At 73.4% G+C, this 21279-nt stretch carries 18 protein-coding genes and 3 pseudogenes; 7 read left to right on the forward strand and 14 right to left on the reverse strand.

What is annotated here, in order from left to right; translation table 11 throughout:
* Positions 1-225 precede the first annotated feature (225 nt).
* Both UK82_RS07855 and uraH read left to right on the forward strand, forming a co-directional pair.
* Entirely contained in the window at positions 226-1776 is a 1551-nt protein-coding gene (locus UK82_RS07855) for an allantoicase (protein ID WP_044884396.1), read from the forward strand.
* Positions 1777-1875: 99 nt separating this feature from the next.
* The gene (gene uraH, locus UK82_RS07860; RefSeq protein WP_044884395.1) at positions 1876-2208 is read left to right on the forward strand and encodes a hydroxyisourate hydrolase; all 333 of its coding nucleotides are present in this window, start codon (positions 1876-1878) and stop codon (positions 2206-2208) included.
* Positions 2209-2267: 59 nt separating this feature from the next.
* Here uraH and UK82_RS07865 read toward each other — a convergent pair whose 3' ends face one another.
* The 4 genes from UK82_RS07865 to UK82_RS07880 all read right to left on the reverse strand — a co-directional run bounded on the left by UK82_RS07865 (position 2268) and on the right by UK82_RS07880 (position 5623).
* A complete protein-coding gene (locus UK82_RS07865) occupies positions 2268-2585 on the reverse strand; it encodes a DUF3349 domain-containing protein (RefSeq protein WP_044884394.1) in 318 nt (105 codons plus the stop codon).
* 97 nt (positions 2586-2682) lie between these two features.
* On the reverse strand, positions 2683-2976 hold the full coding sequence (locus UK82_RS07870; protein WP_095211969.1) for a hypothetical protein: 294 nt from the start codon (positions 2974-2976) through the stop codon (positions 2683-2685).
* Between the two features lie 66 nt (positions 2977-3042).
* A complete protein-coding gene (locus UK82_RS07875; RefSeq protein ID WP_044884436.1) occupies positions 3043-4161 on the reverse strand; it encodes an inorganic phosphate transporter in 1119 nt (372 codons plus the stop codon).
* A gap of 163 nt (positions 4162-4324) precedes the next feature.
* Positions 4325-5623: a DUF6986 family protein gene (locus UK82_RS07880; RefSeq protein WP_044884392.1), complete on the reverse strand. Its 1299-nt coding sequence runs from the start codon at positions 5621-5623 to the stop codon at positions 4325-4327.
* 507 nt (positions 5624-6130) lie between these two features.
* Here UK82_RS07880 and UK82_RS07885 point away from each other — a divergent pair.
* Positions 6131-6634 carry a bacterioferritin gene (locus UK82_RS07885; RefSeq protein ID WP_044884391.1) on the forward strand — a complete coding sequence of 168 codons (504 nt, stop codon included), beginning with the start codon at positions 6131-6133 and terminating at the stop codon, positions 6632-6634.
* Positions 6635-6666: 32 nt separating this feature from the next.
* Here the strand turns inward: UK82_RS07885 and UK82_RS36465 are convergent.
* Positions 6667-7439 (reverse strand): amidohydrolase family protein (locus UK82_RS36465; protein WP_236705639.1); only part of this gene is annotated, 773 nt, incomplete at its 5' end.
* A gap of 1 nt (position 7440) precedes the next feature.
* Positions 7441-8193: pseudogene (locus tag UK82_RS36470) on the reverse strand (amidohydrolase family protein); the annotation flags it as partial.
* A 65-nt stretch (positions 8194-8258) separates the two neighbouring features.
* Between UK82_RS36470 and UK82_RS07895 the strand changes: the two are divergent.
* Positions 8259-9266 (forward strand): RNA methyltransferase, encoded by a 1008-nt coding sequence (locus UK82_RS07895; protein WP_044884390.1) that lies wholly within the window; start codon positions 8259-8261, stop codon positions 9264-9266.
* 101 nt (positions 9267-9367) lie between these two features.
* On the opposite strand, the pseudogene UK82_RS41980 reads toward UK82_RS07895, so the two are convergent.
* Together UK82_RS41980 and UK82_RS07905 are read right to left on the reverse strand one after the other, a co-directional pair.
* Positions 9368-10035: pseudogene (locus UK82_RS41980) on the reverse strand (DUF2752 domain-containing protein); the annotation flags it as partial.
* Entirely contained in the window at positions 9926-10339 is a 414-nt protein-coding gene (locus tag UK82_RS07905; RefSeq protein WP_044884389.1) for a hypothetical protein, read from the reverse strand. The gene UK82_RS07905 and the pseudogene UK82_RS41980, both read right to left, overlap by 110 nt.
* 1139 nt (positions 10340-11478) lie before the next feature.
* On the opposite strand from UK82_RS07905, the gene UK82_RS33560 reads away from it, so the two are divergent.
* The 3 genes and pseudogenes from UK82_RS33560 to UK82_RS36480 all read left to right on the forward strand — a co-directional run.
* On the forward strand, positions 11479-12804 hold the full coding sequence (locus UK82_RS33560; protein ID WP_055406780.1) for a hypothetical protein: 1326 nt from the start codon (positions 11479-11481) through the stop codon (positions 12802-12804).
* Between the two features lie 115 nt (positions 12805-12919).
* Positions 12920-13530 (forward strand): ABC transporter substrate-binding protein (locus UK82_RS36475; protein ID WP_236705640.1); only part of this gene is annotated, 611 nt, incomplete at its 3' end.
* A 1-nt stretch (position 13531) separates the two neighbouring features.
* Positions 13532-14269, forward strand: a pseudogene (locus UK82_RS36480) (ABC transporter substrate-binding protein); the annotation flags it as partial.
* 148 nt (positions 14270-14417) lie between these two features.
* Here the strand turns inward: UK82_RS36480 and UK82_RS07920 are convergent.
* The 6 genes from UK82_RS07920 to UK82_RS07945 form a co-directional block, all read right to left on the reverse strand.
* Complete coding sequence (locus UK82_RS07920; protein WP_044884387.1) at positions 14418-15116, reverse strand: ABC transporter ATP-binding protein; 699 nt, start codon at positions 15114-15116, stop codon at positions 14418-14420.
* A complete protein-coding gene (locus UK82_RS07925; protein WP_055406781.1) occupies positions 15113-15961 on the reverse strand; it encodes an ABC transporter ATP-binding protein in 849 nt (282 codons plus the stop codon). The genes UK82_RS07920 and UK82_RS07925 overlap by 4 nt, the downstream gene beginning before the upstream one ends.
* Positions 15958-18249 carry an ABC transporter permease gene (locus UK82_RS07930; RefSeq protein WP_044884385.1) on the reverse strand — a complete coding sequence of 764 codons (2292 nt, stop codon included), beginning with the start codon at positions 18247-18249 and terminating at the stop codon, positions 15958-15960. The genes UK82_RS07925 and UK82_RS07930 overlap by 4 nt, the downstream gene beginning before the upstream one ends.
* A gap of 102 nt (positions 18250-18351) precedes the next feature.
* On the reverse strand, positions 18352-18840 hold the full coding sequence (locus UK82_RS07935; RefSeq protein WP_044884384.1) for a hypothetical protein: 489 nt from the start codon (positions 18838-18840) through the stop codon (positions 18352-18354).
* Positions 18841-19526: 686 nt separating this feature from the next.
* Positions 19527-19952, reverse strand: coding sequence for a hypothetical protein (locus UK82_RS07940; RefSeq protein WP_055406846.1), 426 nt, complete (start codon positions 19950-19952; stop codon positions 19527-19529).
* 325 nt (positions 19953-20277) lie between these two features.
* The gene (locus UK82_RS07945) at positions 20278-21273 is read right to left on the reverse strand and encodes an NAD-dependent epimerase/dehydratase family protein (protein WP_044884382.1); all 996 of its coding nucleotides are present in this window, start codon (positions 21271-21273) and stop codon (positions 20278-20280) included.
* Positions 21274-21279: the final 6 nt, after the last annotated feature.

The raw sequence follows: 21279 nt of genomic DNA on the forward strand, positions 1-21279 counted from the left end.
TCGCCGGCTGGCGCGGATGGGCCCCCACGTCCGGCCGTGCGACGCCGACTCGGACCAGCCGCAGGCGTCGACGGGACGTACCCTTTGCCTCCCGCAAACGTGCTGACCCAGCCTGCCCGCAGGGTTCGCCGCCACCGACGCCGGTGGCGACCCGGCGGCCGCCCGACCAGCCGCGCAGCGGCCGGTCGNCGCAGGTGACACCGCTCGACCCGAGAGAAGGATCCGATGAGTGACGAGCCCGACCTGACCAACCTCGTCGACCTGGCGGCAGCCCGTTCCGGCGGCACGGTCGTGGCCGTCAACGACGAGTTCTTCGCGTTCGCGGAGCGGATGTTGCTGCCCGAGCCGCCCATCGTGCGCCCTGGCGTGTTCACCGAACGGGGCCAGTGGACCGATGGCTGGGAGACCCGCCGCCGCCGCGACCTGCCGGGGGCCGACTGGGCCATCGTCCGTCTCGGTGCGCCCGGGATCGCCCACGCGATCACCGTCGACACCACCCACTTCACCGGCAACGCGCCGGAGGCCGTCGAGATCCACGGGGCGACGGTCGCCGGCTACCCGTCCGCCGCGGAGGTCGCCGACGACGCCGTCGACTGGGTGGAGCTGGTCCCGCACACGCCGATCGCCGCCGACGCGGTCAACGTGCTGCCCGTGGCGGAGGCAGGCCGGCTCCGCATCACCCATCTTCGGCTGACCATCCATCCGGACGGGGGAGTCGCCCGGCTGCGCGTGCATGGCACGGTCGTGCCAGATCCGCGCCTGCTCGACCGGGTCACCTCCGACCTTGCCGCCGCCTACCTGGGCGGGGTCGTGGTGGCCGCCAGCGACATGCACTACGGCGACCGGCACAATCTCAACGCCTCCGGCGACGCCCGGGCGATGGGGGAGGGCTGGGAGACCCGGCGGCGCCGCGGCACCGGGCACGACTGGGCGGCGGTTCGCCTGACGACACAGGGCCTGATCGTGCGGGCCGAGGTCGACACCCGCCACTTCCGCGGCAACGCCCCCCGGGCCGTCGAGCTGTGGGCGGCGGACCTCCCGGACCTGCTCGACCCCGATGACATCAGCGCCATCACCGAGTGGGTTCCACTGCTGCCGCGCACGCGGGTACAGCCCAACACCCGGCACCTGTTCGATCTGGAGGTGCCCATTCAGGCCACGCACGTCCGCGTCGACGCGATCCCCGACGGCGGCCTGGCCCGGCTGCGGCTGACCGGCGTGCCGACGGCCACTGGGCGCGAGGCGCTGGCCATGCGCTGGTTCGACGCACTCTCCCCGGACGCCGCCCGCGAGGAGCTGCTGGCCTGCTGCGAGTCCGAGGACTGGGCCGAGGCGGTGGTGGCCCGCCGTCCGTTCGGCGTCCTCGCCGCCCTGCTGCCCGCCGCCGAGCAGGAATGGTGGCGGTTGCCGGAGTCGGCGTGGTTCGAGGCGTTCACCGCGCATCCCCGGATCGGAGAGCGCCCGACCGGCATCCCCGCGCCGCCGACGACGGCGCGCGCGTCAGTGGTGTCCCTGGACGCCCCCCGGCGGGAGCAGGCGGCGATGGACGAGGCCTCCGAGGAGATCAAGGCGGCGTTCGCCACCGGTAACGCCGCCTACGAGGAGCGCTTCGGCTACATCTTCCTGGTCCGGGCGGCGGGACGCGGCGCCGAGGAGATGCTCGCCCTGCTCCAGGAACGGATGGCCCACGAGCCCGATGAGGAGCTGCGCATCGCCGCCGGCCAGCAGGCGGAGATCACCGCCCTGCGGATCCGGCACCTGATCACCGGCGCGTAGTCCGCTGGTAGCGACGAGGGACGCCGATCAGGGCCGGGGCGGGGGACGATCGGGACGGGGGCTGGTCGCAACGGGCCAGGGGACTGCACGGGAGGCGCGATGGGGCTGTCCACACACGTCCTGGACACGGCGCAGGGGCGGCCCGCCGCGGGGATGCCGGTTCGGCTCGAACGGGGCGCATCTCGCTCGAATAGCGCCCAGACCGGTACCGGCTGGACCGTGGTCACCGAGGCGGTCACCGATGCCGACGGGCGGATCGGCGGCCTGCCGCTGACCGCGCCCGGAGTCTGGCGGCTCGTCTTCGACACCAGCGGCCGCTCGGCGTTCTTCCCCGAGGTGAGCATCGTGTTCCACGTCGCGGACCCGGCGGATCACCACCACGTCCCGCTTCTGCTGGCGCCGTTCGGCTACTCGACCTATCGCGGAAGCTGACGCGGTGCGCCCCGCCCGCCCGTGGTGGCCCCGGGCCGCCTGGGTGGGGCCGCCGATCGTCAGGTCTCGGTGGCGGGCTGCGGGCAGGACGGGGAGGCCAGCGGCCATCCGCCGGCCGCCAGCCGGGCGCTGACCCGGGCGATGTCGCCCTCCAGCGGGGTGTCGTGGGTGACGTCGGCGATCGCCGTGCGGATCGCCAGGGCCGACGCGGAGTCACCACTTGCGGCCAGCGCGTCGACGACCGCGGCCACCTCGTCCCCGGTCAGCTTGCGTCGCAGCAGCGCGAACAACGGCAGATAGTCCCGCTCCGGGACACCGTCGGGATACCCGGCCCGCAGCCACTGGATGACCGATGCCAGCAGCGGAGGCAACGCCACGCCGCTCACCTTTCCTTCTCCATCGCGTCGATCTCCCTCACGTTCCTGGCGGCTCCCTCACGTTCCTGGCGGCTCCCTCACGTTCCTGGCGGCTCCCTCACGTTCCTGCGACGACGGAGTAGATACCCCAGCCGATCGCGGCCAGCACCAGGGCGAAGCACAGCGCTCCGGCGGCGATGCCCAGCGGGTTCGTCCCGATGATGCGGTCGTCGTCGGCCTCGCCAGCGGCGGGCGCGTCGCCGGCGCGACCCGGCAGGCTCACCGCGCGCAGCCCGACCGCGAACAGCGCGGGCAGCCCGGCCCCGGCGAGCAGGCCGATGACGACGATCTTCCACAGGGCGTCCAGGTCGATCCAGGAATCCATGCCCGCCTCTCCCTTCGTCACGTCCATCGGTCGTCACCCAGGATCCGTCCGACGGCCGAGCAGCCGTCCCGTCCGGGGCGCCGTACGCGCGCCTCAGGCCGCGGCCGGCTCCTTGGCGTTCGCGGGGGCCGTGGCGCCGTCCCACTCGTCGTTGACGTTGTGGTGGCTGACCGGCCTGCGGCGGGCTCGCAGGTACAGCAGAGCGGACCCGATCACCAGCAGCACGAAGACGATCACCACGCCGGGGGTGCCGCCGATGCCCTGGGCGATCCCGTAGCACCCGGCGCCGACGAGCCCGGCGGCCGGCAGGGTCAGCAGCCAGGCGGTCGCCATCCGGCCGGCGACGCTCCAGCGCACCTCGGCGCCCTTGCGGCCCAGGCCGGTGCCGAGAATCGAGCCCGTCGCCACGTGCGTCGTCGACAGCGAGTACCCGAAGTGGCTGGAGAGCAGGATCGTCGCGGCCGAGGACGACTCCGCGGCCATGCCCTGCGGGGAGTCGATCTCGACCAACCCCTTGCCGAGGGTCCGGATCACCCGCCAGCCACCGAGGTAGGTACCCAGACTGATCGCGATCGCGCAGCTCGTGATCACCCAGAACGGGGCCTCGGACCCGGCGTCCACCGTGCCGTTGGCGATGAGAGCCAGGGTGATGACGCCCATCGTCTTCTGCGCGTCGTTCGTGCCGTGCGCGAGCGAGACGAGCGACGCCGAACCGATCTGGCCGATCCGGAATCCGTGGCTGCGCGTCCGGTCCGGGACACCGCGGCTGAGCCGGTAGATCAGGTAAGTGCCCACGGTCGCGATGAGGGCGGCGATCAGCGGGGAGAGGGCGGCCGGAATGATTACCTTCGACACGACGCCGTGCCATTTGACGCCGTTCGTGCCGGCGGCGGCCATGGTCGCCCCGATGACCCCCCCGATGAGCGCGTGAGATGAACTGGAGGGAATTCCGAAGAACCAGGTCAGCAAATTCCAGGTAATGCCGCCCACCAGGCCGGCGAATACCACCGTCAGCGTCACGAGATGGGTGTTGACCAGGCCACTCGCGATCGTCGCGGCCACGCTGAGCGACAGGAAGGCGCCGACGAGATTCAGCACCCCGGACAGGGTGACGGCGGTCTTCGGGGGCAGTGCCCGTGTTGCGATCGAGGTTGCCATCGCGTTGGCGGTGTCATGGAACCCGTTTGTGAAGTCGAAGGCCAGCGCGGTCATGACCACCAGGACCAGGATGCCGTCGTTCACGGTGTCTGTTGTAGACCTGAACCGGGCTGATGTCGACTCGTCGGGAACATCCAGAACGGGATAGCGAATGATGTTCGTCGTAGTTCACCTAATATTAATGTGGAGTACGCCTGCCGTTTTGTTTATCGGGCGATTACGGGCTGCTGCTGCTGCTGGCTGCGTTGGGTTGTTGCCGTCCGCCCAGGCGGATGACCGTCGTCCGGTCGAGGCCCGCGGCGGCGAGGCGCGGGTCGTCCAGCAGGCCCGCGTCCAGCGCCCGCAGGATGTGCCCGGCCAGGGCCCGCCCGGTCGCCGGTTCGTCGGCGACCGCGCCGGACTGCCGGGCGGCGGCGTAGTCGGCCAGCCGGGAAAGCGCCCCGCCGAGCCCGGCCAGCAGGCAGCCGGCAACCGCCGCGTGCCGGCTCACCAACTGCCCGGGATGCAGGTCCCAGCCCTGGTAGAGGCCACGGTGCCAGGCGCGGCGGACCAGCTCGGCGTGCCGGTGCCAGGCGCGGCGCACATCGTCGCCGGAGGCACCCGGCCGCTCGTCGCCGTCGACGGGCAGCAGGTTCGACGAGCCGTCTGCGACGTCGAGGCCGGTGCCGGCCGCCGCGAGCTGCATCATCGTCGTGGCGAACTCCACCGCCGGATGGTCGCTGGCCTGGTGGGCGGCCGTGATCCCGAGCGCCGCCGAGTAGTCGTAGGTGCCGACGTGCAGCCCGACGAGGCGGCCGGGGCCCAGGCCGAGGCCGGTGCGCACCAGCTCGGGCAGGGCGAGCACCGCAGCCGGCGTCTCGACCTGCACCTCGAGGCCGACCGGGTCGAGCCCGAGCCGCCGCTCCAGCTCGCCGAGGACGTCGGCGAAGACCCGAAGCTGTCGCGGGTCGCTGACCTTGGGCAGGGTCAGCACGAGGCCGGGTGGCGGGGAGTCGTCGCCGACGAGCGCGGTGAGGAACAGGTCGAGGCTGCGCAGCCCGCGGTCGCGGACCAGCGGGTCGAGCGACTTGGGCCGCAGCCCGTAGCGGGCGGGTAGGACCCCGGCCGCGGATGCGGCGCGCAGCGCCGTGGCCGCGCGCACGGCGTCGGCGTCCTCGGCGTCGTCCGGCCGCAGGCCGTAGCCGTCCTCCAGGTCGACCCGCAGGTCCTGGATCGGCTCGGCGGCGAGCACGCGCCGGGTGTGAGCGTGGACGGCCGCGGCGACCTGCGGCCGCGGGTCGCCGCCGGTCGCCGCGGCGAGCGTCGCCGGGTCGGCGCCGTACGCCGCGAGCAGGGCGCGGGCGCGGGCGCCCCAGGCCGGCACGACGTCGGGAACCATCTGATCGGCCGGCAGGTAGCAGGTGTGGACGGGCTGGCGGGCGCGGGTGCCGCCCGGATGGCGGGCGGCGAGGTCCGCGTCGACGGGGTCGAGGGCGGCGGTCAGTCGGGCGACGACATCGGGCGGCAGCGTCGGCATGCCCCCCAGTCTCCGGGGGACGCGGGGGCGGCCGGGAATGAAGCCGCCGCCGGCGCTGGGCGCACCGATCGGGGGGGTCGATGCGCGGCGCCGGCGGCGGCGGTCTCGGTGGGGGACGTCCGGCTTCCCGCGCCCGAACCATCATCGCTCAGCTCGTCGGACCCGGGGGGCCAACACGGTAACCCGGTCCGAACTGCCCCATTGCGTTGTACCAAATGTCCCCTTGGGGGCGGCCAACCGGGGTCAGTGCGCCCCACCGCGGCCGGGCGGGTGTTCCTCTCGACGGCGCGCGCGGCTTCGTCGACCTCCTCGCCGCCCGCGACGTCGGCCTTGCCCGCCCCGCCGGCGCCGCCCCGACCTGACCGCTCCCTCCGGGCTGTTTTATGTGCCTAGTCTGGTGACATATATTCATGCCCTGGACAGTCGAGGATCTGGGCGGGAGGTCCGGCGGCGCCGTTCCGATCTGGTGCCGGTGGGGCCCGCCGGACCCGTGGGAGGGACGGACGTATGGCCGAAACGCAGACCACTCCGGTGACCGAGCTGCTCAACGAGCTGCTCGGCAGCTACTGGGCGGGCTACGCCCAGCACCGCACCCATCTCGTCCTGGTCGAGTCCTGGGGCCTGCACGGCCTGGCCGCGGGCATGGCTCAGCGGATCGCCGACGAGCCGGTCACCATCGCCGCGGTGCTCAACCGGCTGCTCGACCTCGGCGGCCGGCCGGACTTCGTGGTGGCCAAGCCGGCCATCGGGACGTCGCTGCGGGAGGTGCTGGAGAACGACCTGGCGGCCCAGCGCGGCGCCCGTCCCGGCCTGAACCAGGCTGCGGAGGTCGCCGCCGCCGAGCACGACGCGACCACCCGCATCCTGATCGAGACCGTCCTCGCCGACGAGGAGCGGCACCTGGCCTGGCTCGACACCGAGCTGTCGCTCTACCACCGGCTCGGCGAGCCGCTCTACACGGCGCAGCGCCTCGCCGTGGCCACCGCCGCCACTTCTCCGGCGCCGGCCTGAGTACTCCGGCGCCGGCCTGAGCACGTCCCCGCTTATCCGGAGGCTTCCGCGCCCGATCTTTCCCTCTGGACTGGATATGCAGTACCGGCGTCGTCGAAGGCGCGTTGGATGCCGGCGGCGAGCGTGCGGTGCCGGTCGAGCATCGCGGGCAGGTCGGGGTGCACCGGCCGGCCGTCCTCGACGACGAGCCGGCCGGCGACGACGGTGTGCCGGGCGGCGGTCGGCCCGCAGCGCAGCCAGGCGTCGATCGGGTCGGACAGCGCCCCGGCGAAGGCGACCCCGTCCAGGGGCCAGACGACCAGGTCGCCGACCGCCCCGACGGACAGCTCGCCGATTTCGCCGGCGCGGCCGAGGCAGCCCGCGCCGCCACGGGTGGCGATCTCCAGCGCGTCGCGGGCCGACATCGACGCGGAGCCGTGCCGCAGCCGGCCCAGCAGCATCGCCGTGCGGGCCTCCAGCCACAGCGACGCCGAGTCCGCCGACGACGAACCGTCGCAGCCGAGACCCACCGGGACACCGGCCGCCCGTAGCTCGGCGATCGGCGCGAGTCCGCCGCCGAGGATCATGTTGCTGCTCGGGCAGTGCGCCACCCCGGTGCCCCAGGCGCCCAGCCGGGCGACCTCCTCGGGATTCGGGCAGATGCAGTGCGCCACCCACGCCCGGTCCCCGGCCCAGCCGACCTCGGCGAACTGGTCGATGGGCCGGCGGCCGAACACCGCCAGGCAGTACTCGTCCTCCTCGGGATCCTCGGCGAGATGGGTGTGCAGGCGCACGTCGAGCTGCTCGGCGAGCTCGGCGGTGGCGCNCATGAGCGCCGGGCTGACCGAGAACGGCGAGCAGGGCGCGAGCGCCACGCGCACCATCGCGCCCCACGACGGGTCGTGGTGGCGGGCGACCAGCCGGGCCGACTCGGCGAGGATCTCGTCGTCATCCTGGACCACCGAGTCGGGCGGCAGGCCCCCGTCCTTCGCCGACAGCGACATCGACCCGCGGGTCGGGTGGAACCGCAGCCCCAGGGCCGTCGCCGCGGCGATCTCCGCCGAGATCAGGTCCCCGCCGCCGCGCGGATGCACGTAGAGATGGTCGGTGGTCGTGGTGCAGCCGCCGAGCGCCAGCTCCGTGAGCCCGACGTAGGCCGAGACGTGCACCGCCTCCTCGTCCAGCCGTGACCACAGCGGGTACAGCGTCGACAACCAGGTGAACAGGGTGCCGCCCAGGGCCGGAGCGAAGGCGCGGGTGAGGTTCTGGTAGATGTGATGGTGTGTGTTCACCAGGCCGGGCGTGACGAGTGCGCCGTCGGCCCGTAGGGTGCGCCGGGCCGGCGGCGGCGGGTCGGCCGGGCCGCCGATCGCGCTGACCAGTCCGTCGGTCACCGCGACCCACCCGCCGCGGATCTCCCGGCGGTCGGCGTCCACGGTCGCGACCAGCTCGGCGCCGACGACGAGCAGATCGGCGGAAACAGGAGCGGTGATGGGACGGGAGACGGCGGGACCCGGCGTGGCTGCCGGCGCCGAAGTGGCTGCCGGTGCCAGTGCGGGCGCGGAGTGCGGCTCGGTCATGGCCGCCGATTCTGCGTCCCGCTCATTACGCCCGGGTGACACCGGCCGCGTCCGGAGGTTCCGGCGTGCCCGCTGACCCGCCCGGATCCGCCGCGGCCCAGGTTCCGGCGCAGGTCTCGGCGCCGGTCGTGGCGATCGACGATCCTGCGGATCCGCGTGTCGACGACTACGTCGCGCTCACCGATGTCGCCCTGCGGCGGCGGCGGGAGCCGGCCGACGGGCTGTTCATCGCCGAGGGCGAGCGGGTCATCACCCGGGCGCTGCGGGCCGGCTACCGGCCCCGTTCGGTCCTGGTCTCCCCGGCCCGGCTGGGCGCGGTGCCGGCGGACCTGCCGGCGGAGGTCCCCGTCTACGTGGCCGGGGCCGACGTCCTCGCCGCCATCACCGGCTTCGAGGTGCACCGCGGCGCGCTCGCGTCGATGTGCCGGCGCCCACCGCTGGCCCCGGCGGACGTGCTCGCCGCCGCGAGGCGGGTCCTCGTCTGCGAGGACATCGTGAGCCACACCAACCTGGGGGCGATCTTCCGCTCGGCCGCCGGGCTCGGGATGGACGCGGTGCTGCTCAGCCCCCGCTGCGCCGATCCGCTCTACCGCCGCTCCGTGCGGGTCTCGATGGGCGAGGTGTTCGCCGTGCCCTACGCCCGGCTCGACCCGTGGCCGGGCGCGCTGGGCTTGCTCCGCGACGCCGGTTTCACCCTGCTGGCGCTGACCCCGGCCGCCGACGCCGCCGATCTCGGCGCGTTCGCCGCCCGGCTCGACGCCGGCGCTCCGATCGACTCCGCTCCGGTCAGGCCCACTCCGGCCGACTCGCCTCCGGCCGACGCCGCTCCGGTCGGGCTCGCTCCGGCTGACGGCAGGCCGGCCGTCCTCGGGTCGACAGCGGATCCGGCGGGCCCGGCCACTGGGGCACCGGCGCGCGTCGCGCTCCTGCTCGGCACCGAGGGGGCCGGCCTGTCCGAACCAACCCAGACGGCGGCGACCGCGCGGGTCCGCATCCCGATGGCGCACGGCGTCGACTCGCTCAACGTCGCCGCCACCGCCGCCATCGCCTGCTACCTGCTGGGCCGGCGCTGACCGCACCACTCGCCCGGTGCCGCGTTGCCTAGGACGCCAGCCACGTGCAGCCGGGCACCGGCAGATTGCGCAGCACCCAGAAGGCGATGACCAGCACGGGNATGATCGGCAGCAGCCGGGCCGGGACGCGGGGCAGCGGGCGCCGCCAGCCGGCGGCCCGCGCCACCGCCACCGCCCAGCCGAGGACCAGCATCGGCGCGGCGACGACGAAGAAGAGGTTGTAGTCGGCGGCTGCGCCTGGGTGCCCGTGCAGGAGCTGGTGCAGTCCGCGCAGTGTGCCGCACCCGGGGCAGTCCAGCGACGTCGCCCAGCGGAATGGGCAGGTGGGATAATGGCCGGGCTGCGCCGGGTCGACGAGGTAGACCCGCACGGCGGCGGCAGCCGCGATCGCCCCCACCGCACCGAACCCGCCGAGGCGGGCCCGTGGCGACCAGATCCGTGGGGACCAGACCCGTGGCGCCGCCGACGGACTGGCCGTCATGACCGGGGCGGGCGGCGGATGGTCCGGATGCGGGATCGCGGCCGTCACTCGATCAGCGTAGCCGGAGCGAGGATCGGTCCGCGCCGGCCGGCGGTCACACCGGCGCCCGACCCCGCGGTCGGCGCCCGGCCTCAGGGCGGTGCCCGACCGCCGCTGGTCGGGCCGGCGTCGCGGGCGGTCACTCCAGGTGCAGGGCGTTCTCCTCGGCCGCGGAATTCCTGGTCGCCGCGTACTCGTCCCGCTCGAAGGCCGAGTCCTCGAAGGCGGTGTCCTCGAAGGCGGTGGCATCCTCGCCGTTGACGTCAGCCCGCAGGATCCGGCCCGACTCCCGGCGCTCGGCCTCCAGATAGGGGTCGGTGTCCGGCTGCTCGGCCGCGAGCTGCTCCGCGAAGGACGAGCCCGCGCGTTCCTCCCGCGGCGTGTGCGGGTATCGGACACTCGCGCTCGGCCGGTCCGGAGCCTCCCAGCTGTCGTCGAGCGGGTCTCTGCCGGCGTCCGTCGAGCCGAGGTCGTCGCTGTCGAACGTCTCGGCGGGTTCCAGGGGCGAGTCCTCGCGGTTCCACGAGTCGGAATCCGAGGCTGGTTGCGTCACGTCGGCCTCCCCAACCGGTCCCCGGTGAGCGGCGGTCGTCCGGCGGCGTGCACCTGGACGGATCGTCGGCGGGACGGGTCCGGTCGCTGTCTACATCGGTGCGTCCCGGGCCGTTCCCGGCACGCCTTGATGATGCACCTTCCCTGGCCCGGCGGCGCTAAGCCCACATTGCGCCGTGCCTTGTCGGTCGGCGCGCGCCGCGGGCGACCGCACCGACCCGCAGCCGGCCGGGGTCCGTGCCGATTGACTCGATCGAGGTCGGGCCGGACCGTCGGCGGCCTCGGCTGGAAACCGTCGGGGTCAAGATCCTCTTTTCTCTGCGGTCGGCCGGACAATCGCGGGGAAGCGGCTTGGTTGTGCCCTGCGGACGGAGCAAGCGGTCGTCCGCGATGGCCTGCTCCTCTTCCTGCCGTTCGGAGGGATTTTCCGCGGGCTGGGTCCAAGGCCTCTTCTGGTGGTGCTGACCTGGACATTTTTCGCAGGAATCCGAAACTTTTCCGGCGCGGTTGAATGCCGACTCCAGCGTCTGTCGCGGTTCCCGGCGGCTTGTCCGGTCACCATGGTTTCGGCATGGATGCCCCGGCCTGGACAGCGACGCGGCCAGGAACATTGCCGCGGGACGCGTGCTGACTGCGCGGGGAGGCCCGGCACCAGTCGAGCCGGCGAATCGCGAACCTCAACACGACGCGCCCGCCTTCCGGTGGGTGCGGAGGAGTTGGGTCCCCGCCGTCAGGCGGGGGAGGACGTCCATCCATCCCTGCTCGACGGGCCGGACGGCCACGGCGGTCGGGCGGTCCGGCGGAGTGGATCCGGGTCCTGGTCACGCGGCGACTCTCCGGCGGAATACAGCGATCTGTAGTTGGCAAGTCATTGAGGGCGGCGTTCTCGTCCGTTGGGACGACGCCGGCTACACCGGTCTCCGCGGGCGCCGCGGCGTCGGTGGGCGACGGTGGTCCGGCACGGCCGGGGCCGGATCGCCGTGTCCCGTGCAGATCCGCCCGGGTGGGGATCTGCCGTGCGGGGCTGCGGGCGGGTACGACCGACAGCGCGGATGCAAACGGCAGCAGCATGGACACGATTACCGCGTGGGGCGACCCCGCTTGCCACCGGGAGGCAGTTAGCGTATAGCGTCCCGCTTTGTGGCTACTGTTGCTGAGCGGATACTCGACCAGCTCGCCAAGGTTCCCGAAGGATTGGACGACGGCAGGCTGGCGGCGGCGATCGGGGCGAACCGGGGCACGGTGAACCAGGTCTGCCGGCGACTCGCCCAGACCGGACAGGTGCGCCGCGCGCAGGGCTCCGGCGGCCTCATCCTCAATCGGCTGCCGCAGCCGGCCGCCGTGACCCCCGAGATCCCGGGCGGCTCCGTCCCCGCCGGCTCCGTCCCGGCGGTTCCGGCTGAGGCCGATCCGCCTGCCGTGAACCCCCCGGTCACCGTGGTGCCGGCCAGCGCCGTGGTGCCGGTCAGCTCGGTGGAACCGGTCAGCTCGGTGGTGCCGGTTTCGGAGCGGTCCACGGCCGAGACCGGCGCTGCGCCGGCGGCGGAGGTCGAGCTGCTCGGCGTCGCGGAGTCGGCCGTCGAGCCGGTGCCGGCGACCGAGCCGCTCGCCGAGGCCGCCCCGCTGCCGCCCGCGGAGATCCCGCCGACTGACGAGTCCGGGCCGGTCGTTGAGTCCGGGCCGGCCGCTGAGTCCGAGCCGGCCGCTGAGTCCGAGCCGGCCGTCGTGTCCGAGTCGGCGACTGAGTCCGAGCCGGCTGTCGAGCCCGAGCCGGCTGTCGAGTCTGAGCCGGTCGTTGTGTCCGAGCCGGTTGTCGAGCCGGTGGCGGTGGGGGAGCCGGCCCCGGTCGTGGAGGTGGCCGCCGAGCCGGTTGTGGTCGCCGAGCCGGTTCCTGCGGCGGTGGAGCCGGTTGCGGCTGGGGAGGTGGTTGCGGCTCGGGAGGTGGAGCCGGTCGCCGTGCCAGCGCAGCCGTCTGTACAGATTGCGCAGGAGGTGCCGGCCACCGCAGCCGCGACCGGGGCCGGGGCGCCCTCGGCCCCCAGCGCGGCAGAGGACCCGGTGGCCACGCTCGGGGAGGTCCTGGCCGCCCTTGACGAGGCGATGGCTCGGCTGGGGAGCACGATCCCGCCGGCGTCGGCGAAGGCCTCGAACGATGCCACGCCAGCGGTGGAGCTGGCGGGCGGTACGGTAGCCGAGCCCTCCGGGACGGAGGCGGTCCTCGCGGCGGCTCCGGCCACCAGCGGGGGCGGCGACCGGACGGGGACCGGCGTTCTCCCTTCCGCGGAACCGGCCACCGACAGCGTCGTCGTGGTGGCAGAGGGCGCGGGAACGGGTGACGGGGAGGGCGGTAAGGGCGTGGGCGGGGAGAGCTCCCCGGCCGCGGAGGAGGCACCGGTGGAGCGCGCGAGCGCGCCTGCGGTGCGTCGAAGCTGGTGGCGCCGCATGTTTGTGCGCAACGCTGGTTGATGTAACGGTACGTGGTCAGCGGCGGCTGGTTGGCTGTCGTCAGCCTGACGTATCGAGGGCGTCGATCCGGCCGTACCGTTCGAGCGTCACCGATCTACCAGGGGAGAGCATGTCCATGCGAGCGAAATCGCTCGTCGCCGCCGTCGTGCTGTCGTCGCTGGCGCTCGTCGCCTGCGGCAGCCGTGTGAACAACACCGAGCCGACCACGGCCGCCAGCACGCAGGCCGGCGCCTCGAACAACACCGCCTCCGACGTCGGGGTCACGCCCACCGAGATCAAGATCGGTACGATCGCCGGTCTGAGCAGCGGTTTCGGTCCGGACACGTTCTCCGCCTCGCTGTACGGGGCACGGGCCTACTTCAAGGCGCTCAACGCGGCGGGCGGCGTGAACGGCCGCAGCGTGAACCTCGTCGAGTGCGACGACAAGGGCAGCGGCGACGGAAACGTGAGCTGTGCGCACAAACTCGTCGACGACGAGAAGGTCTTCGCGCTCGCCGGGGTGACCGCCTTCAACTACGCGGGAGCGCAGTACATCAACTCGAAGGGCGTGCCCGACATCGGCGGCCAGCCCGTGGGCACCGAGTACGACCAGTACCCGCACCTGTACTCGATCTACGGCAGCTACTATCCGCGCAACGGCGACCGCCCCGGCTACAACGGCACGCTGTACGCGGGGACCGAGATCTACCGCTGGTTCAAGCAGAATCTGCACACCAACGTCGCCGGNGTCGTCTACTACAACGTGGCCCCGTCGCAGCGCTACGCCAAGTCGGTGGCCGACGGCCTGCGCAAGGAGGGCTACAACGTCGTCGAGGAGCAGATCAACCTCGGGGCGCCGAACTGGGACTCCGCTGTGCTCGACCTCAAGCGGCGCGGGGTGCAGATCGTCTTCGACGCGATGGACGACGGCGGCAACGCGCAGCTCTGCAACTCCATCGAGAGCCAGAAGATGGCGCTGCAGGCCAAGGTGACCACGCCGCAGGGCTGGGCGAACAACATCGGCCAGGTCTACAGCGCGTCGCCGAACTGCCGGAACACGATCTACTCGACCAGCGGCTCGGCCAACTACCAGGACACCTCGATCCCCGCGGTGGCGCAGTTCCAGAAGGATCTCCAGGCGGCGGCGCCCGACCGGGTGGCCAAGGAGAACCTGTGGACGCTGGAGGGCTACGCCTCCGCCCAGTGGCTGACCGACGCGATCCGCTCCTGCGGCGCCAACGTGACCCGCACGTGCGTCGAGGCGTTCATGAACAGCGGCAAGGACTATGACGGCCACGGGCTGCTCATCTCGGCCGGCCGCAACTTCAAGAAGGCGCCGGAACCGCCCGCCCAGGATCAGAACTGCCTGAACGTCGCCCGCTGGAAGGATTCGGCGAACGGCGGCAAGGGCGGTTGGGAGACCCAGGTCAAGGACATGAACACCAACTGCTTCACCGTTCCAAACCTGCCCTACCCGGCGGGCTGACGACCGGCGGCCCTGCCTGTCGACAGGTGGTGGCCGCCGAACCGACTCGGGCCCCGGCCGGGATCCCCGCACCCGCGGGCGGTCCCGGCCGGGGCCCGACTCGTGGCAGCGGTGGATCGGGGGCGGAGCGGCCTCAGGGGGGAGTGGTTCAGGCGGAGGCGCCGGCGGGCGTGCCGCCGGCGAACTCGGCGGGGGTGCCGACGAAGGACCGTTCCCCCCGGTGCAGGACGTAGACCAGGTCGGCCATGGCCAGTGCCTGCTCGGTGTACTGGTCGGCGAGCAGGACCGTGGTGCCGGAGGCGGCCACGGTCGCCAGCCAGCCGAACAGGTCCGCGGCGACCTTCGGGGACAGGCCAAGCGACAGCTCGTCGACCATGAGCACCGAGGGGCGGGCGAGCAGGGCCCTGGCGAGCGCCAGCATCCGGCGCTCGCCGCCGGACATCGAACCGGCCCGCTGGGTGAGCCGCTCGCGCAGCCGGGGGAACGACTCCAGCGCCGGGGTGATGTCGGGATGCCCGCTCGCCTCGGCGATGATCTGGAGGTTGTCCCGGACCGACAGAGTGGCGAACACGGCTCGCTCGTCCGGCACCAGCATCAGGCCGCGGCGCGCCCGGTCGACGGTGGACAGCCGGGTGATGTCCTCGCCGCGCCAGGTCAGGGTGCCCGCCCGCAGCGGGATCAGCCCGGACAACACCCGCAGCGTGGTGGACTTGCCCGCGCCGTTCGCCCCCAGCAGCGCGGTCACCTTCCCGGCGGGGATGGCAAGGTCGAGGCCGTGCAGGACCTCGACCGTGCCGTAGCCGGCGCGGGCCCCCGTCAGTTCGAGCTCGGCGGTCGCCGTCGTCATCGTGCCTCCCCGGACTGCCCTGCCACGGCGAGGGGTGCCTGCGCCAGGTACACCGACCGCACGGTCGGGTCGTTGCGGACCGTCTCCGGGTCACCGGACGCGACGACCCGGCCGCCGACCATCGCGTACACCTGGTCGACGACGGAGAAGACGAGGTCGACGTCGTGGTCGACGATGACGATGCCGACCCCGCCGGCGGCGGTCCGCCGCAGCAACTGCGACAGCTTGGCGGTCTCCTCGCTGTCCAGGCCGCTGGCGGGCTCGTCGAGCAGCAGGATGTCCGGACGCGCGCACAACGCCCGCGCGAACTCGACCAGCCGCAGCGCCCCGGTGGGCAGCGTGCCGGCGATCGTGTCACGCACGTCGGACAGGCCGAGGGAGTCCAGGACCTCCTCGACGATCTGGGTCACCGGCCCCTTCGGCGCGAGCCCCAGCCGTTCGAGCCCGCGCTCGATGCTGTGGCTCACCCGGCCCCGGCCCTGCGCGGACAGGCCCAACAGGCCGCCGGCGTAGTCCCGGCGCCGGTTCTCCGCGCCGACGAGCAGGTTGTCCGCGACGGTGAGGGTGGGGAACAGCGAGGGGACCTGGAAGGTCTGCACCAGGCCGCGCCGCGACCGGATGTCCGGCCGCATCCGGGTGATGTCGGTGCTGCCGAGCACGACCTTGCCCTCGTCGGGCTGCTCGACGCCGGTGAGCAGGCTGAACAGCGTCGACTTGCCGGCGCCGTTCGGCCCGATGAGGCCGGTGATCATGCCCGGTGGGGCGACGAGGTCGACGTGGTCGACCGCGGTGAGGCCGCCGTAGCGGCGCACCAGGCCCACGGCCTGGAGTACGTGCCGGCTCATGCCCGGCCTCCCTCGGCTGGGTGGGTGGCGGCCCCGGCCCCGGCGCCGGCGCCGGCGCGGGACGGCTGCGGCCCCGCCGGGCGCGGGGCGCCGCCCGCCCCCGCGGCCCGCTGCTGGCGGCCCACCGCGGTCTGGGCGGCGGCGTACTGCTGGACCATCGCCACCAGGCTGGCGCCGAACGGCGTGAGCCGGGGGGCGTCCGCGGGCAGTCCGAGCTGGTTACCGGACAGCGGCCAGCGGGCGTAGTGCCCGGCGCGGGCCGCCCCCAGGGTCGAGCCGATCCCGGGGATGCCGGTGCTGCCGGTGATGCCGGTGGTGGCCGGCAGGTGGCCCACCGCGGAGATGCGCACCGGCACCGGCCGCGGGGCCCGCTGGTTAGGGTCGACGAAGCTGTCGGCGAGGTACTGGGCAAGCAGCCGGAGCAGCCCGCGCACGGCCGAGGCGAGCCCGCCGGGCATCCACCCCAGGGCGAGCGCCAGGATGCCGATGGCCAGCGTCGACGATCCGGCCGGAGCCAGTACGTCGATCGTGACCATGAACGCGGCGGCCACGATCGCGCCGGCCGCGCTGTCCGCGCCGAACACGACGACCGCCGTGAACCACAGCAGGCTCTGCAGCGGGGCGAAGTCGTCGGCGGAGAACGAGTAGCTGCTGTGCACCAGCAGCGTCCCGCCGAGCCCGGCGACGACGGAGGAGACGGTGAAGGCCAGCAGCTTGAGGTTGCGCACGTCGACGCCGACCGCGGCCGCGCCCTCGGAGTGGTCGCGCAGGGCGAGCAGGGCCCGGCCGAGCCGGCCGTGGTGCAGGTTGCGCACCACGAGCAGGCCGAAGCCCAGGCAGAGCAGCTCGAAGACGTAGAAGGCCTTCTCGGACAGCTCCCAGCCGAACAGCGACAGCGGGTCGAGGTACAGCCCGGTGGCGAAGGTGGGCTGCTCGAAGACGAACCGGCTCACGACGGCGCCGACGGCGAAGGTCGTCAGGGCCAGGGTCAGCCCGCGGCGCCGGATCGCCGGGTAGCCGGTGATCAGGCCGATGGGGGCGACGAACAGCGCGCCGACGAACATCGACGCGATCCCGGGGATCGCCGGCAGGCCGAACAGGTCGCCGTTGGCGAGCTTGAGCGACAGCAGCGCGCCGAGACCCGCGAAGCCGGCCGCCCCGAGGGAGAGCTGCCCGCTGTAGCCGGTGACGATCACCATCGACAGGAAGATCAGGGCCAGCGCCGGCACCATGAATGCCGAGCGCAGGTCGGAGGGCGCGAAGGTGAGCGGCGCGAGCAGCAGCGCCCCGCCGCCCAGCTTGCCGAGGTAGTCCCGCCGGAGACGGACCCCGCTGACCCGCCCGGACGGCGGCGCGCCGCGGCTGGAGAAGCTCGCCGTCGCTCCCGAGTCGCCCGAGCCCAGCTCCCGCAGCTTCGGGACGGCCAGCAGCAGGACCAGCAGGGCGACGATGAACAGGTTCGACTGGAGCACGGTGAGGATCTGGCCGGCGTCGCCGTGGAGGGTGAACTGCTTGAGCTCGCTCTGCAGGATGGCGATGCCCAGCGCGGTGAGGACCGCCACCGGCATGCTCGACAGCCGCGCGGCCACGACCACCGCGAAGGTCTCCAGGACCAGCAGCGTCAGGCCGTAGGGGGTGAGCTGGAAGCGGGGCGCCAGCAGGATGCCGGTCAGGCCCGCCATCGTGGTGCCGGCGGCCCAACCCGCGGCCGCCACCTTGTCGGCGGGCACCCCGGACAGCTCGGCGAGCTGCCGGTCGTCGACGACGGCCCGGATCTGGCGGCCGAAGGCGGTGCGGGCGGCGATGATCCCGATGACCGCGGCGAACACCACGACCATGATCAGCTCGGCCAGTGCGTCGACGCCGAGCCGGGAATCGCCGAACACCCGGACCGACGAGTTCGGAAAGATGCTGGGCGCGTCGCTGCGTGATCCCAGTCCCCAGATGCCCGCGGTGATGCCGAGGCTCAGCACCAGCACGCCGAGGCTGGCGACGAGGGCCTCGGCGGCCGACGCCCGGCGGCGGGCCAGCGGCCGGAACACCAGCCGTTCGAGCAGCAGCCCGATGCCGGGGGACACCACGGCGAGGGCGATCACGGCGGCCAGCCAGATCGGCAGGTCCCACTCGACGACCATCTCGCGGAAGATGTAGGCCACCAGGGTGGCGATCCCGCCCTGGGCGAGGTTGAGTACGCCGTTGGTGCGATAGGTGACCAGCAGGCCGATGCCGGACAGGGCGGCGATCGCGCCCAGCGAGATGCCGGCCAGCGCCAGGTCGATGCTGGTCATCGGCCACCCCCTCGGCGTGCGCCGGCGCCGGCCGGGTCAAGTGTGATCACGGGAACGTCAGCCTTCCGGGGCGCCGTCGCAATGCGGGGAGACGCCGGCGGGTCAGGCGCGCGGGCCGGGGGCGCTGACGCCCGCCGGGCGAGTCGATCCGCCCGGCGCGGTGTCACCGGCCGCGTTGTAGTAGGAGTTCTGCGGTGGGGCGGCGGGCTGCTGCTGGTAGGTCGCCTGGGCCGGGGCGGTGGATAGCTCGCCGCCGGCCTGCTCACCCACGGTGGCGGCCGCGATGATCAGTGAGTGCAGGTCGTCGACCTGGCCGACGGTGCGGGCCTGCGCGGCCTGGGCCGCTTCGAAGCGGTCGGCCACCAGCAACGCGCTGCCGATCAGGACGAGCGCCAACCCGCCGAAACCGCCGGACACCACGTACGGTAGTTGCAGTGCGACGTCCGTCTGCTTGGAGACGCCCAGGTAGCAGCCGAGAAGCAGGACGCCGCCGGCTGCCGCCACCACCCATCCACGCAGCGCACGGACCACGTCGACCACCAGGCGCGCGGTGGGCCGGGGGTTACCGGTCCCAGCGGTCTGCTCGTCCACTTTCGTCTCCCCCATGGAGCGTCTCGTCGTCGGTCGTTCGGGCGGAGTCCCGCGTGGCGCCCGTCCCGGTAGATGATCCGGGCCACGACAGACGTCAGATTAGTGCGCGGAGCTGACCAGGTGCTCTGTCGGGTGGCCCACGGATGTTCCCGGCGAGCTCCGGCGGCACGGGAGGCTTCGTCGCATTCGGTATATGAGGATAGGCCAACGTCCGCCAAGGTCGGTCAAGTATGTCCGTTCACGGACAGTCTGGGCCTTATGTCGGCGGCCGTCGACCCTAGGACGATCGGTTCGCCTCCGCCCGGCGGGCCCGAGGCCGCGGACCGACACCGGCGGGCGCTGTTGCGGCGCAGGCCGCCGCCCGGATCTGGCGGCGCGCTGTCCATCCGGGCGCCGCTGCGGGTGGGCGCGGCCCGACGCGACCAGGCCGGAGCGCCGCGGTCCGGGCCGGACCGACGGCCTTCCCCGCACCTGCCGGCCGTCCCCTGGGATTCGGGCCGGTCGGCGGACCCGTCCGCCGACCGGCCCGCACGTCCTCGGACGGTGATGATGTGTTGGGTTTCTCGTGCCGGAAAATTGCCCTTTCGGGCCATCGGCGATGTTTCTGGGCCCGCATTGCGGAATCGGTGACTTCCGGTTGCCGCCCGTGGGATGGGGCTCGCCGGGCGGACCCGCGGCGCCGCGGATCAGTCCGACCGGCGGGGCTGCGCGGGGATGACGGTCGGAGCGTCGAGGACGTTGCAGAGCACGGGGGCGCCGAGCGTCGCGACGATCGCGCCGTGCTCTGCGGCGGACCCGCCGGTCGTGGCGTGCTCCCGGTTGATCGCGTCGGGCCCGGCGCCGCCGGGCCGCGGGGCGTGGGCGGCCTCGGCCGGCGTTTCGGCTGCGGTGGGCGGCGCGGCGAGCAGGTCCGCGCAGCGGTCCACCCAGACGCGCCGACGCTGTCCGAGCTGCCGATCCTCGACCTCCAACGGCCCGGGGACGCCACCCATCGCGGCCTGGAGATGGGCCCACTCGTGCGCCGCCGACCAGCTCGTGAAGGAGCCCAGGTACTCGCCGTCGTAGTCGTAGACGTGACAGGGCCGCAGGCCCAGGTGTCGGTCCGCCACCATCACAGCCAGCCCTTCGGGGTCGGGAAAGCCTGTCAGGATCCATCGTCCCGCGGGTCGGAACTCCCTGCCGACGGAACGGACCGGGTCGGTCCGACCAGTTCGGGAACCCGATCGTCCGGGATGTGACCCCGGGCCGGCTGCGCCGGAGGCGCTGGTCTCGAGCCCAGAGATCCTACTTCGCTACAGGTTACGGGGTGTGCACGGTGGGCGGTAGCCCGGGGGATGTCCCGGATGGGACGCCGCCGGGGAGGCCGGGCTGCACCGGGGACGTGCGGTGACGGCGGGGCCGGGCACGTGCGGTGACGGCGGGGCCGTCGGGGTGACGTCAGGTGATGATCGGGACGTTGCGCTGGCGCGGCGGCACGCCGGTCCCGCCGGACGCCCGGCCGAACCGCCAGGCGTCCGAGACGATCTGGTCGATGCTCGACCGGGGCGAGCCCCAGCCCAGCTCGGTGCGGATCCGCCGGCTGTCCCCGATGAGCGCCTTGGGTTCGGGGACGGGCGGGCAGTGGATGCGCCGCACCGGGCGCCCGCTGGCCCGGCCGACGGCCGTCAGCACGTCGATGATGCTCACTCCGACGCCGCTGCCCACGTTGAACACCGAGCAGCGTCCCGGCGTGGCCGCCATCAGCGCCGCGTGGTAGGCAGCCGCCATGTCCCCGACGTGGACGTACTCCCGCAGTGCCTGCCCGTCCCCGTTGACGCGGAAGACGTCGCGGCGCCCGCTCGCCACCGCGATCGCCGCCGGGATGATCCGGCTGTCGTCCCGGTCGTAGTGCCCCTCGACGGCGCCCGCGACGTTGAACGAGCGCAGGATGACCGCGCCGATCAGGCCGGTGCCGGCCTGGTGGCTCAGCAGGCGCTCGGCGGCGAGCTTGGACGCGCCGTAGGGGTTCGACGGGTCCGGCGGGCGGCTCTCCGGGACGCCGGTGAGATCGACGTCGCCGTAGACGGCGCAGCTCGAGCCGAACACGAACGCGGGCGCGACCCCGGTCCGCTCCGTGCCGATCTCCAGCGCCGTGAGCAGGTTGACGGTGCCCGTGAGGTTGGCCTGGAAGTAGCGCAGGGGAGCCATCCGCGACTCCCGGACCCGGGTCAGGGCCGCGAGATGGCACACCCCGTCGAAGCCCCGGTTCACCCCCGCGGCGGCGAGCTGCCGCGGGTCGAGCAGGTCCGCGGCCACCACCTCGACGCCGGGGGCGAAGACCGGCGCCGAGGAGTGGTCGCGCACCATCGCGGTCACCGCATGGCCGTCGGCCGCGAGAGCGTCCGTGACCACTCCGCCGATGAATCCGGACGCACCGGTGACCAGAACGCGCATGTCCCG

Source organism: Frankia sp. ACN1ag (genome assembly GCF_001414035.1).
Classification (GTDB): domain Bacteria; phylum Actinomycetota; class Actinomycetes; order Frankiales; family Frankiaceae; genus Frankia; species Frankia torreyi.

Excerpts from the sequence above, each read along its gene's own strand:
- UK82_RS07855 (WP_044884396.1), top strand. The coding sequence starts at position 226 with ATGAGTGACGAGCCCGACCTGACCAACCTCGTCGACCTGGCGGCAGCC.
- uraH (WP_044884395.1), top strand. The coding sequence starts at position 1,876 with ATGGGGCTGTCCACACACGTCCTGGACACGGCGCAGGGGCGGCCCGCC.
- UK82_RS07870 (WP_095211969.1), bottom strand. The coding sequence starts at position 2,976 with ATGGACGTGACGAAGGGAGAGGCGGGCATGGATTCCTGGATCGACCTG.
- UK82_RS07875 (WP_044884436.1), bottom strand. The coding sequence starts at position 4,161 with ATGACCGCGCTGGCCTTCGACTTCACAAACGGGTTCCATGACACCGCC.
- UK82_RS07880 (WP_044884392.1), bottom strand. The coding sequence starts at position 5,623 with ATGCCGACGCTGCCGCCCGATGTCGTCGCCCGACTGACCGCCGCCCTC.
- UK82_RS07885 (WP_044884391.1), top strand. The coding sequence starts at position 6,131 with ATGGCCGAAACGCAGACCACTCCGGTGACCGAGCTGCTCAACGAGCTG.
- UK82_RS07920 (WP_044884387.1), bottom strand. The coding sequence starts at position 15,116 with ATGACGACGGCGACCGCCGAGCTCGAACTGACGGGGGCCCGCGCCGGC.
- UK82_RS07925 (WP_055406781.1), bottom strand. The coding sequence starts at position 15,961 with ATGAGCCGGCACGTACTCCAGGCCGTGGGCCTGGTGCGCCGCTACGGC.
- UK82_RS07930 (WP_044884385.1), bottom strand. The coding sequence starts at position 18,249 with ATGACCAGCATCGACCTGGCGCTGGCCGGCATCTCGCTGGGCGCGATC.
- UK82_RS07940 (WP_055406846.1), bottom strand. The coding sequence starts at position 19,952 with ATGGTGGCGGACCGACACCTGGGCCTGCGGCCCTGTCACGTCTACGAC.
- UK82_RS07945 (WP_044884382.1), bottom strand. The coding sequence starts at position 21,273 with ATGCGCGTTCTGGTCACCGGTGCGTCCGGATTCATCGGCGGAGTGGTC.